Source organism: Blautia ammoniilytica (assembly GCF_025566965.1).
GTDB lineage: Bacteria > Bacillota > Clostridia > Lachnospirales > Lachnospiraceae > Blautia_A > Blautia_A ammoniilytica.
Genome location: NZ_JAOQJL010000011.1, coordinates 42,409 through 54,434 on the forward strand (window position 1 = coordinate 42,409; position 12,026 = coordinate 54,434).

The 12,026-nt window shown below is 47.1% G+C and carries 11 protein-coding genes and 2 pseudogenes; 1 reads left to right on the forward strand and 12 read right to left on the reverse strand.

Going from position 1 to position 12,026, the window contains the following annotated elements:
* From OCV61_RS07110 to OCV61_RS07140, 7 genes and pseudogenes are all read right to left on the reverse strand, one after another.
* A pseudogene (locus OCV61_RS07110) lies at positions 1-251 on the reverse strand (VirD4-like conjugal transfer protein, CD1115 family); the annotation flags it as partial.
* Positions 248-718 carry a PcfB family protein gene (locus OCV61_RS07115; protein WP_012741698.1) on the reverse strand — a complete coding sequence of 157 codons (471 nt, stop codon included), beginning with the start codon at positions 716-718 and terminating at the stop codon, positions 248-250. The pseudogene OCV61_RS07110 and the gene OCV61_RS07115, both read right to left, overlap by 4 nt.
* A gap of 91 nt (positions 719-809) precedes the next feature.
* The gene (locus OCV61_RS07120; protein WP_055247176.1) at positions 810-1,859 is read right to left on the reverse strand and encodes a hypothetical protein; all 1,050 of its coding nucleotides are present in this window, start codon (positions 1,857-1,859) and stop codon (positions 810-812) included.
* A gap of 14 nt (positions 1,860-1,873) precedes the next feature.
* Positions 1,874-2,587: an antirestriction protein ArdA gene (locus OCV61_RS07125; protein WP_110102411.1), complete on the reverse strand. Its 714-nt coding sequence runs from the start codon at positions 2,585-2,587 to the stop codon at positions 1,874-1,876.
* 4 nt (positions 2,588-2,591) lie between these two features.
* Positions 2,592-3,677, reverse strand: a complete 1,086-nt coding sequence (locus tag OCV61_RS07130) for a DNA cytosine methyltransferase (RefSeq protein WP_158421226.1) — start codon at positions 3,675-3,677, stop codon at positions 2,592-2,594.
* Positions 3,664-4,020 (reverse strand): DUF7768 domain-containing protein, encoded by a 357-nt coding sequence (locus OCV61_RS07135; protein WP_003500157.1) that lies wholly within the window; start codon positions 4,018-4,020, stop codon positions 3,664-3,666. Before OCV61_RS07135 ends, OCV61_RS07130 begins: the two co-directional genes overlap by 14 nt.
* 309 nt (positions 4,021-4,329) lie before the next feature.
* Positions 4,330-5,703 (reverse strand): ParB/RepB/Spo0J family partition protein, encoded by a 1,374-nt coding sequence (locus OCV61_RS07140; protein WP_330382897.1) that lies wholly within the window; start codon positions 5,701-5,703, stop codon positions 4,330-4,332.
* 713 nt (positions 5,704-6,416) lie between these two features.
* Here OCV61_RS07140 and OCV61_RS07145 point away from each other — a divergent pair.
* On the forward strand, positions 6,417-6,881 hold the full coding sequence (locus OCV61_RS07145) for an Rrf2 family transcriptional regulator (RefSeq protein ID WP_158421228.1): 465 nt from the start codon (positions 6,417-6,419) through the stop codon (positions 6,879-6,881).
* A 63-nt stretch (positions 6,882-6,944) separates the two neighbouring features.
* Here OCV61_RS07145 and OCV61_RS18760 read toward each other — a convergent pair.
* From OCV61_RS18760 to OCV61_RS07170, 5 genes and pseudogenes are all read right to left on the reverse strand, one after another.
* Positions 6,945-7,069: pseudogene (locus tag OCV61_RS18760) on the reverse strand (flavodoxin); the annotation flags it as partial.
* 340 nt (positions 7,070-7,409) lie between these two features.
* Complete coding sequence (gene iadA, locus OCV61_RS07155) at positions 7,410-8,558, reverse strand: beta-aspartyl-peptidase (RefSeq protein ID WP_158421283.1); 1,149 nt, start codon at positions 8,556-8,558, stop codon at positions 7,410-7,412.
* 32 nt (positions 8,559-8,590) lie between these two features.
* The gene (gene yfcC / locus OCV61_RS07160) at positions 8,591-10,111 is read right to left on the reverse strand and encodes a putative basic amino acid antiporter YfcC (protein WP_158421229.1); all 1,521 of its coding nucleotides are present in this window, start codon (positions 10,109-10,111) and stop codon (positions 8,591-8,593) included.
* Positions 10,112-10,234: 123 nt separating this feature from the next.
* On the reverse strand, positions 10,235-11,275 hold the full coding sequence (locus OCV61_RS07165) for an alcohol dehydrogenase (RefSeq protein ID WP_158421230.1): 1,041 nt from the start codon (positions 11,273-11,275) through the stop codon (positions 10,235-10,237).
* Positions 11,276-11,294: 19 nt separating this feature from the next.
* The gene (locus OCV61_RS07170; protein ID WP_158421231.1) at positions 11,295-11,780 is read right to left on the reverse strand and encodes an HD domain-containing protein; all 486 of its coding nucleotides are present in this window, start codon (positions 11,778-11,780) and stop codon (positions 11,295-11,297) included.
* Positions 11,781-12,026 lie beyond the last annotated feature (246 nt).

Here is a 12,026-nt window from a genome sequence, read left to right on the forward strand (position 1 = left end):
TGCCTGATCTTTGACTGTATCAGCAGATACACCCCAGCCGCACCGGCAAGGCCCACCAGCAGGTCAATACCTCCCAGCCCCGGCCAGTAGGTTTCAAAGGCTTTGGGGAAGGTATCGAGCATCCCCATGAGCTTTGTCCCGAAGTCTGTGCCGGGGGCGATCCGGTAGGCCGTCCCGATTTTGGAGAAGAACCAGAACACAAAGAGGTACGGCAGGTTTGGGAGTACATATTTTCTGATTTTGTCACTCAACGTCCGTCCTTCACCGCCTCTCTGGTTCGCTGCTTTTCCTTTGCCTGTGTCCTGATCTGCTCCGTGAATTTCCGAAGCTGGCCGAGGATGGAAGCCTTGTCCTGCTCTTTATTCAGCACCTTTGCGCTGTACTTCTGGAAGGCCGCCGTGATAGCGTCCGCCTGATTGGCTTTGAAAAACAGCAGGTAATGACCGGGGCTCACTTTATGGAAAGCGTAGTCCACATGGAACTCCTTCGCGATCCGGTCAAAATCCTTTGGAGCTCCCACATAGGGCATGGCACTTTTGCCGCCATAGTGGTTCATCAGCTTTTTCACGCTCTGGCGTCCCTGCGGGGTCAGCGCCTTCCGGTGGTGCTTTTGCAGCGCCCGAACCACCTTGCCAAGAGCGGCAGCCAGCACTTTTCCTGTGAGCTTCGTTGTCCTGATTGAAAGGGCAACCGTTTTTTGGTTTACTTCTTCCTGCATAAAACCTCCTTTCCGTCGGGGTTCCCGCTATCCGGGAGGCCCCCGTACAGTCTCGGGGAACAGAAAACCTCGGGCCAATGTGGCCCGAGGCTTACCGCTCGGCATCCCTGCCGGACGGAGCTTTCTTTTCCGGCTCCGTCTGGACTTTTTCGCCCTGTTCCCGCATGGTTTGCAAGATAGAGGGCTTCTTTTGAAGCTGGGAGGGCTTTTCGCTGGACAGCGGCTTGATACATTCCAAGCGGTCAGCCGCCCGGATGGCGTTGTCCGTGAGCTGCCTCTGCCATGCGCCCACGCTGGGAGCCCAGCGGAAACCGTTGCTTTTCAGCTCGGCCCGGGTGTCCGCGTCAGGCTTTCCGTCAAAGAACACCTGCAAGCGGTTGTCCTCCCGGTTCATTTCCACACGGCCCCCATCGAACTCCCAGCCGGAAAATTCCTGCTGTGCCTGTTTGGAAAGCTGTTCGATACGGGCCTTTACCCGGCGGATTTCCGCATTGTTGTTGGTAAGCTGGTAGCTTTCAAAGGGCCTCGGATCGCTCCGCCAGCTTGACGCCATGCTTGCTTTCAGCTTTTCGATCTGATCCGGCGACAGCAGCGCACAGCCGTCCAGCTTGCCATGCTTGCGGTAATAGGCGTTGACCTCCTTCATAATGAGCTGGGAGCGTTCCAGCCCGTCCAGCTTCTTCTGGAGCTTTTCAATCGCTGCCGGGTCATCGGCGCTGATCCCGCCCATGCCGGTACTGCGTATCTTATCCAGCAGCCCTTGAATATACCGCCATTCCTCCATGTTGCTGTCCCGGGCCCGGTTCTGTTTTTCCTTCTTTCCCACCGGGAAATTGGCAGGTCCGGCGATCATCACAGAGGGAACCCTTGCGTCAATGGCAAAGCCCTGGTTCATGTTTTCGGCCAGCTTGCGGGCGTAGGTGTCTAACAGATGGTCAATCTTCTCATGGTACATGGGGTCCACCCGGGATTTCTGCTGTTCCGCTATGGCGGCGGCCTTGTCCACCATTGCCCGGTATTCCGCCGTTGCGCTCCCTTCCTTGTAGTCGGAAAAGCTGTTCATTTCCTTTGCCCGGCGGGCGGCTCCTTCATTGATAGGGTAATAGTTGATGGTATGCACCTCCTTCATGCTTCGGGCCATGCTGGCCCGAAGTCTTACCGTTCTTCATGGGAAGGCCCCGCCTTGTCCTTTTTCGGAGCGGGCGGGGCTTCTTGAAACCGTTTGAGTGCAGCGAGAATGGAGTGGACAGGCTCGGCCTTTTCAGGATAGGCAAATATCCGGTGTTCCGGCGGAATGTCCTGCGGCCCGTGGTAATACTCCTTGAAGCCCTCCGGGACTGCCGACACGTACCCACCGGGAGCGAATACGCCGCCCTCGTTGATACGCACATCCCGCCCGTATGCCTCATAATCGAAGTAGTTCTGAATGTGCTCCGGTATGTCGATGGTCCCAAGCTCGTCGGCGTAAAGACGGCCCAGCCCTTCATCATCAGAAATATCCGGGTAAAAGCGGTACAGGTCAAGGTTCTGGGTCAGGTTTATCAAATCCTTCACGCTCCGTATGTGGTTTCCCAAGACAAGAGCGGCTTCAAAGGTTTCCAGTCCGCCCTTATCCCGTACTTCCAGCAGGGCGTGGCCCAGCTCGTTCAGCTCGTCGATGTTCTCACATTCGTAGAGATGATCGTAGAGCCCCAGCACATCACTGTCAAAGCTGGTAAAGAACACTTCGCTGTACCGTTTCCCGTCTATCCCGATTTTGGCAAGGGCGGCCTGCAACTCCTGTGTCGTCATGGGGAAATGTACCGTTGTCCCTACCTCGATCCCCATCAAGGGGTACAGGGCTGTATTGGTTATATAGGCTTCAAACATGGGCTCATTCCTCCTTTTCGGCCCGGTCAGCCAGCACCTCATAAATCCCGGCCATAATGTAATCGGCGCAAGGGAGGGCAATCGCGTTTCCCAGCGCCTTGTAGCGTTGCAGAGGCCGGATCTCCACGCCGTCCGCCCCGTACTTTGTCCAGCCCTCCGGCAGCCCCATCAGCCGTTCGCTTTCCGTTTCCGTCAGAAAACGGATACAGCCGCCCTCCGGGTCGCCCTCATACCAGAAGGCAAAGGGCGTTACATCACTGGCTAAAAGAGTGGGAAAAGGGTCAGTTGGTAATCCGAAGCTGTTTCGGAAGGCCGTTTCTTCCTGCCTTTTTGCCGCTCCCCGCATACGGAAGCACTGAAAGGGGTGGATGACTGGTATCTGCCGCCCTGTTTCAAAAGAAGCTGTTCGATCTCCTTCGGCGGCGGCCCGCCCGCCCTCTCCGCAAGGCGGAGGAAGTGGGAGCATTGGACGGGGCTTAAATAGTATGTCTGCGGCACGTCTGCCTCCAAAATCCGCCACGACGAAAATCCGCTGCCTTCGTGCCAGCCTTCGGGAGCCTGCCCAATACTGGGCGTCCATGAGCCGCCAGCACACATCAGGCGTTCCCCCTCGCACCATTCCGGCGTTTCCCCATCTTCCCGAAGGAGGCATTGGAACTTCGGTGTCCGAGAAGGCGGATAGGACGGCTCTAAAGTCCATCCGGTCATTTGTAGAAAACGCTCCCATGACGTTTTCCCAAACAGCGATAGCTGGATATAGGTTATCAGTAGCATCCCTCATTTCCTGTATGATACGAAACGCCTGATAGAACAGGCTTGATTTTGCCCCGGCAAGGCCGGAGCGGTTGCCGATCAGAGAAAGGTTCTGACAGGGGGAACCGAAGGTAATTATATGGACAGGTGGGATTTTCCCGCCGTCCACCTTCGTAATATCCCCCAAATGCACCATGTCGGGAAAGTGCCTTTTGGTTATGGAGATGGGCGCTTTTTCAATCTCACTGGCCCATACCGGACGGATACCGCACCGGGAAGCAGCCAGAGGGAACACGCCGATCCCGTCGAAAAGGCTTCCCAGCTTAATGTCCGGCATGGCCCGGGGTGCCGTGTCCCTTCACGGCAAGCACCCCTTCCAGTGTGGTCGCCGCAATGCCCAGCCGCCCGGCAACCGCAATATCGTTTTTTACATCCTCATCCACAGCGCTGCCGCAGACGATCAGGGTGTGGGAGCGCCGCAGCATATCCCGGCGCATATCAATCCCGGCCTTGTGTTCCTCGGGAACGCTGTCATTCAAAAACAGCGGCAGATACAAGAGCGGGCAGATCGGGGAAAAGCCCGCCTCATAAGCAAGACGGCAGTAGTGGGCCGCCAGCTCCATATCAACATCCGGCTCGCCGCTCCATGCGGCGGTCAGGTACGCTAAAGGTCGTTTCATTGGTTGAGCCTCCATTTCTGTTTAGGTTTAGGGAAAAGCAAGAGTTCGCCCAACCCCTCCGCCCCTTCCCCCGGGAAGGGGAACGGCTCTGGAGAATTTATATCCCCGTCGCTTGACCGGGAAAAAGCATAACCGGGAGAAATCCGTCAAGGGTGCCTCCGGCACCGCCTGCGGCGGCGCTGCCCTTGACTGATTTTCCCGGCTATGCTACGGAATAACTGGCGACGGGGAATCATTTATATCTCCAGAGCTTCGGGGCGCGGGGCAGAACCCCGCAATCCTCGGGCCATGCTGACCCGAAGTTTGGGCTTACTTTTCCTGTTCGTTTTTCTTCTCCGGTTTTTCGTGTTCCTTCTGCTGTCCCTTCCAGTCGTCCAGCAACTTGATGATCTGGTCCTTCATTTCCCTCGGCGTAGTTTCCTTGCCGAAATATTTGCTCAGTTCCGCACCTGTCAAAATCACTTTGTCTACCTCCTTTTTGTCCTCCATCATAATGCCGTCGATCACATCCCCGTTGAGCAGCTTCTTTTCGTCCAGCTCACGCATACGCTTTGCCTGCGCCTGCGAAGGAGAGGACTGCTGGCTGTCAATGGCGACGGCGATATAGTTCTGGTTCTTCTTGCCGATATAGGAAAGCTCCACCGCCGTAGTAAAGCCCAGCTTTTTTTCATCCATCAGCTTCATCAGGTCGGGAACCAGTTCATTGAGCCGGATATACCGCTGCACCTGCTTGACCGCCATCTTATTGCGCTCGGCCACAATCTCGTTGGAGCGTTTGCCTGCGTCCTTCGGGTCAATCTGGCCCGAAGTGCGGGAGCCCTGGTGCTTGATAGCCTCAAGCTGCATTTTCAAGGCTTTGGCCCGCTCACTGGGGAGGATTTCTTCACGCTGGTTGAGATTGTCCTCGACCATCTGCGTGATGGCTTCATCGTCCGTCAGGTTTCGGACGATACAGGGCATATCCGCATACCCGGCAAGCTCGCTGGCTTTCTGGCGGCGGTGGCCGGACACGATCTCATAGCCGCCATCCTCACGGGGACGGACAATAGCGGGCTGGGTCACGCCCTTGTCCTTGACGCTGGACACCATAGCTCGCATTTCTTCATCGTCCCGGACTTCAAAGGGATGGTTCTTGAAGGCGTGGAGCTCGTTCAGCTTGATATAGACGATCTGTTCCTTGCCCCGGCGTGGTGCATCCTGCGGCTTTTCAGGTTCCTTCGGAGTGGGAGCGGCCTGTACCGTTGGAGCCGTTTTTTTCTCCGGCTCCTTTTTGACCGTCTTTTCCGGTTTCTGCGCGGGGGCTTTGGACTTCGGGGCTGCGGCCTTGTCCTTATCTGCTTTCGGGGGACGGCCCCGTCGCTTCGGCTGTTCCGGCTCTTTGGGTTTTTCCTCTGCTTTTTTCGGAGTCTCCGGCTGCTTTTCCGGTTTCTCCACTTTTGCCGGGTCAGGCTTTTCCACGCCGGGAGTTGCCGCCCGTTCCTCGGCTTTCTTTTCCTTCATAATTTCAGCGAAGTTATAGACGGAAACCTGTGGGTTCTTTACCTCTGGTTCCGTCTTTTTTCTCGGCTCCGAGGAAACGGAAACCTTCTCCGGCTCTTTTGGGGGAGCGGGAGGCGTTTCCTTGCCCGGCCCGCTATCCGTTACCGGCTGTTCCGGCGTTTTTGTGGTTTTATCATCTGCCATAAGCATTTACCTCCTGTTTTTTGGCATGAAAAAAGAGGCTCAACTTTTCAGTCAAGCCCCCGTGGGAAGTTCCTCCTTTCTCCGCCATGATACAAAAATACCGCCCGTAGTCTCGTTTGGGCGGTACTTTGTGTAAGATTGGCAGTCCATTATTAAGTTTTTTATTATGTTCCCTTTGTACACCGTTGCAATAATCAATGTTTATACAAGGATTATGGTGTTCTCATAAATCTAACTTTGTCCGGATTCTCATTCATCCATTACCTCCGTCATAGTTTCATAATCTTTTCCACAAAAACAGCAATTCGGGCATGTTGGACATGGCCATCCCTTATTCTTAAATCTGCATACATCTAAACGCCAGTATGCTCTTAATAAGTTTGCTTCATATTCTTCTTTATACTGTGAAACTTCCCTGTTTTCACGATAATAAAGGTGATACATTTTTTAGTCATATGTTTTTTGATTCTTGTGTATAAATAACATATGATACAATCCTCCGTAAGTTTCATTACTGTGTTGACTTTTCCTTTAATCCCCATTATAGTTGTAATTATATTATTTACAATCATCAAAACATTAAAATTGTACAGTTTGTCAACACATTAAAAAGAACTGTTGAGAACTTAGGATGTATTAACAAACCAGAAATATTTTCACCCCCAAAACGTGAAAACAAGATCATTATATCATACTACAAGGAGTTTCTTATCATGAAATACTCAACGAAATTAAGTGATACTGTTCATGTGATGGTTCTAATTGCTATCAACCAGGAAAAATCCCTCTCCAGTGCCTCAATTGCAGAAAGTGTCCATACAAATCCCGGCTTTGTACGTCAGCTTATGTTAAAACTAAAAAAAGCGGGACTTATGACCAGTGTAGCCGGACATGCCCGTCCTTCTCTTTCAAAACCAGCAGATCAGATTACATTGCTGGATATTTATAAAGCAGTTGAAGGTGATAAACCATTGCTTCATTTAGATACTCATACCAATCCAGATTGTGGCGTTGGCATTAACATTCAGTTATCTTTGCAGGGATTTTATAATGAAATTCAAAAGGCTGCCGAAGAAAAAATGAATACGATTACTTTACAGGATATCATAGATACCTACTATCAGCGGACATCTATAGAAAATAACTTACAGGTAACTGTTCAGAACCCCATTAGTTAAACAGAAACACAAATATCAAAAAACCGAGGACTGTTCCCCGGTTTTTCTTTTCGTCTTAACTATTTATAATCCTTTTACAAACTCAACTGCTTTTTTATATCATCTTCATCAGGATGTCCTTTTGCAATTCCACCAAACAGTTTAAATGGGCCAAATGTGTCATAGCCTTTGCATCCGAATTTTCCTATCCCTGATTATCTTCAAAAAAGCCCGGATATACGTATTGTATTCAAACTGCCTGTCTATATCTGTTTTCTCTTTTCTCTTCCAGAATCCGAAAATATCATTGTACCGCTTCACCATATGGTTAGCCAGCCAACTGAATGACTGATGCTTCTAACACCATTCAAGAATGCCTCGGCATTCTTGCTGCGAGGTGCGCGTCATGCAATTGCATGACATACTTCTCCTGCGCACCTCTGCAATCCTGCCGGAGGCTATATCAGCTGGGGGAATGACTCCCACCACTGATACCAGCTTGTTTCTCACCACCTATAGAGGTGGGAGTCATCTCCCAGCTGATATACTTTATTTTGCATAAACTGTATTCCCTTTTGCAATTACTTCAACAAGCTGAAGTTCCTGGTCAAGAATACAAAGATCAGCATCGTAGCCTTCTTCAACCTTACCTTTTCCTTTGAGACGAAGAATATCTGCTGGATTAGATGTAATTGTAGAAATCGCTATTTCTAAAGGAATTTCTGTTTTAAATACACATTCCTTTACTTCCTTCAGAAGGCAGCTGGACTGTCCAACACCCATTCCAAGGAATTCGCCATTACTACTGTACATCGGAAGGCTTCCCTGTCCATCAGAAGAAATAGTCATGCGGTCAGGCCTTACTCCTGCATCTAACATCCGTTTGATACCATTACATACACGTACCTCATCACAGATAGTTTCCCAATAGTCAATATCTTCATTTCCGGTAAAGTCTACTGCTCCGCCTTTCAGTGCATACTCAATCGACTTGCAGAAAAGCATCTCATTTCGATTGATATGTGTTGGCAATATTTGAGAAGCCGGGATCTCTGTCTCATCTACCACTCGTTCAATAAGATCTAAGCATCTGGGACTGTCGCCAAGATGAACATTTACAATACCAGCTTTCCCGGAAAGAACACCACCAAGTCTTGTATCCGCAACGACACGTGCAAATTCCTCAAAAGTTGGCTGTGAAGAACGATGATCAGAGATCGCGATTTCTCCAGTTCCAACAATTTCCTGAATCATCATAATATCTTTCACAATACTGTCAGTCAACGTGCGAACCGGAATCTGATAACTGCCTGTATAACAGTATGCAGACATTCCCTGCTCATTCAATCCTTTGGTCTTTGCAACCAGTGCACACATATCACGACCGATTCCATCTGTTCCAAGACAACCAACAACTGTTGTTACTCCAAACTTCGTAAGTCCTTCCATAGTTGCTTCCGGAGTACGATTGGCGAATCCACCTTCACCACCGCCTCCGAGTACATGAACATGACTATCAATGAATCCCGGAGTTAAAAGTAACCCCTCTCCATTGATTATTTCTGCCTCAGAAAGAAATCCGTCTGTGGATATAGAACCTGCATCTTTAATCTTGACAATCTTATCATTAATTGTAAGTACATCTTTTTTTCCCAGATGCTGCGGGGCATAAACATCAATATTCTGAATTAATTTCATCATAAACCACTCCCAATTATCAAATGCATATTTTAGAATCCAACTCCAACTGCAATAAGAACTGTAATGATTGCACCAATCATTAAGACGCCAAGGAATTTCCACATGAATTTAATCCAGTTAGACCACTCAATCTTTGCAATTGCAAGAGATCCTATCAGACACCCAGACGTAGGAACAATCAGGTTTGTAAATGCATCACCAAGCTGGAATGCAACTACAGCTGTCTGACGTGAAACACCTAACAGGTCTGACAATGGAGCCATAATCGGCATTGTGATCGCAGCCTGTCCTGTTCCAGATACAACGAAGAAGTTGAATACGGACTGGAACAGATACATAAGTACTGCTGCAACTGCTCCTGAAACTCCAGACAATGCATTTGAAATATTATACATAATTGTATTGATAACTGTAGGTGTTGTGGGATCAGATCCACCAAGAACCTGCATGATACCCTGTGCCATAGCAACAACAAGTGCAGCACCGATCAGGTCTTTTGCTCCATCTTTAAATGATGTTGCAATATCATTCAGTTTCATATCATTCAGTTTAAAGATAACTCCAATCACACCGGAAACAATTCCCATAATGAAGAACTGTGTAGCAATCTCTGGCATGTAGTATCCTTGAGCCATAACTCCCCATACTACCCATACTACTGTAGCAGCCAGTGTCAGAAGAACTAAAATGTGTCCAAGACCAAATGAATGTCCTTCGCCAATTCCTGTTTTTTCATTCTGCTCACGGAAATATGCATCTGTCTTATATGCGATTGAGATTGTGGGAGTCTTTTTGATCTTTGATGCATAGAACATAGTCATTCCACAGCCGAGTGCTGTAAATACGACCCACATTACTATACGGAATCCTGCTCCAGAGAATACGTCAATGCCTGCAATACCCTGTGCAATACCTACAGAGAATGGATTCATCCAAGATGAACCGAAACCAATCTGTGTTGCAACATAAGTAACAAGAACTGCAATAACTGAATCATATCCAACTGCTACAAACAACGGACAAAGAATCATAGTAAACGGAAGAGCTTCTTCTCCCATCCCGAAAACTGCTCCACCAAGAGAAAACAGTATGAAAAGTACCGGAATCAATAATTTTTCTGCTCCCTTTGCCTTACGGATCAGTCCGATCAATCCAGATTCAATCGCACCTGTACGGATCATGATGCCAAATGCACCACCTACTACCATAAGGAATGCGATAATCTCGATTGCAGAACTATTTACGATTCCGTTATACATATAGTTGAAGAAGCCTGTTCCACCATCTCCACTAAAGAGTGCTACTCCTTCTGTTACCACATTTCCTGCATCATCTGTCAGATACTGGAAACTCCCATCTTTGATTACTGTACGGGTTTTCTCAACACCATTGATCATATATGAAATATCCTGTGTTTCGTAAAATCCTTTTGGTACAAGAAATGTCAGAACTGCTGCGATAACAACTACTAAAAAGATGATAATGTAGGTATCAGGCACTTGGAATCCCTTGTTAAAAGACTTTAACCCTTTTCCTTCTTTTTTGTTCATTTTTGAATCTCCCTCTCATTTTTGATATACTATATCAGTGTACCATAGAATGCTTCCTGTAAGTTTTTTCCGTCTGTGTTCCTGTGTACTTATTTGTTGCCATTTTAGAAACTCTCTTTTCTACTAATGCCAACATTCAACAGCTACTTTTATAACTCCATCTCTCTTATTCTCGAAGAGATCATAGGCCTCTTCAATCTTACTTAGAGGATAGGTATGCGTAATAAGTGGTTCTGTATTTATCTTTCCCTCAGCAATCAATTTCAATGTCTTATCGCAATCGCATCCATCCACTCCACCGATTTTAAAAATAAGATTTTTGCCATACATATCCGGAAGCGGTAAACTCTGTGCTTTATCATAAAGTGCAACGATTGTTACAATTGCATTCGGTCTTGCGCACTCCCATGCAAGACGAAACGTTGATTCTGCTCCTGCAACTTCAAGAACAACATCTGCTCCACCATGAGCACTTGTTTTCTTAACAAATTCCTCACATTCTTCCGGAGAAACAGTAAGTACATCAGGATAATGCTTATTAATAAATCGGATACGATCTTCGTCTTTCTCACACATGATAATGTGCTTGGGATTTTTCAGCATAACACAAAGCAATGTACATATTCCTGTAGGGCCTGCACCGATGATCAGTACTGTGTCGTCTTCTGTTATTTCAGAAATACGAGTTGCCCAGTAGCCGGTAGCCAGAACATCTCCAACAAATAATGCCTGTCGCTCTGTAACTTTGTCCGGAATCTTATTTAAGCCTTGATCTGCGAACGGTACACGCACATACTCAGCCTGACCACCATCAATACGACAGCCAAGAGCCCAACCGCCATTTTGATCAATACAGTTATTAACATAACCTTTTTTACAGAAATAACATTCACCACAAAATGTCTCCACATTTACTGTTACTCTGTCTCCCGGTTTAACATGAGTAACAGCACCTCCAACTTCTTCAACAATTCCAACCATCTCGTGACCAACAGTAATTCCCGGAACTGCACGTGGAACACTTCCATGCTTGATATGTAAATCACTGGAGCAGATACTCGCAAGTGTTACCTTTACAATAGCATCCCTTTCATGCATGATTAACGGTCTCGGTTTTTCTCTTAATTCAAATTTTCCTTTTGATACATATGTATAAGCCTGCACTGTTTTTCCTCCACCATTTTCAAATATTAAACATCTCCCTGCACATCCTTTTTCCACATGGGGTTTTAAAAATATTATGATAGGCTTTTAGAGCTGCATCTTTCGATAAACCGTCCTCCATAATATTAACCAGAAAATCAGCCTCTACCAATATCTGATAATCGATTTCATCAATATTATCATAGGTATGATGATGTGCAATCAAATACTGTACCCGACCAGATACATCTTGATCAAAGCCTAATTCTCCAAGCAGCTTTTCTGCGATTGCAGGACCTTCTTTTTCCTGTAATTTTCCATTACAATTTCCATATTTTTCTTCACAGAAATGAATTCCAATATCATGTGTCAAAGCTGCTGCTTCAATAGTAAATAAGCATTTCTTATCTACATTTTCCGTTTCTGCTATCAATTTTGCATAGCTATGCACTTTACAAAAATGTTGAATCCGCTTTGCATCTCCTCTATATAATTCAATCATTGCCAAATGTAATTTGTTTATCATTGAATGTTTCCTCCCTGTTGAAAATCAAACATACAAATAATATTTATCATGCTATATTTTAACAGAAACAAAAGCTAAATGCTATTATGGGAGGGAAAAAAGTGAGAATACGATGTACATTTTTTCAACAAAATATCCTCTTGAAATGACAGGATCATTAAGTGTCTGTCACTCCAAGAGGATTTATATTGTCTATTAAGAGAGGTTATATACTTTTAATATCTTTATTACTTACTAGAGCGGTTA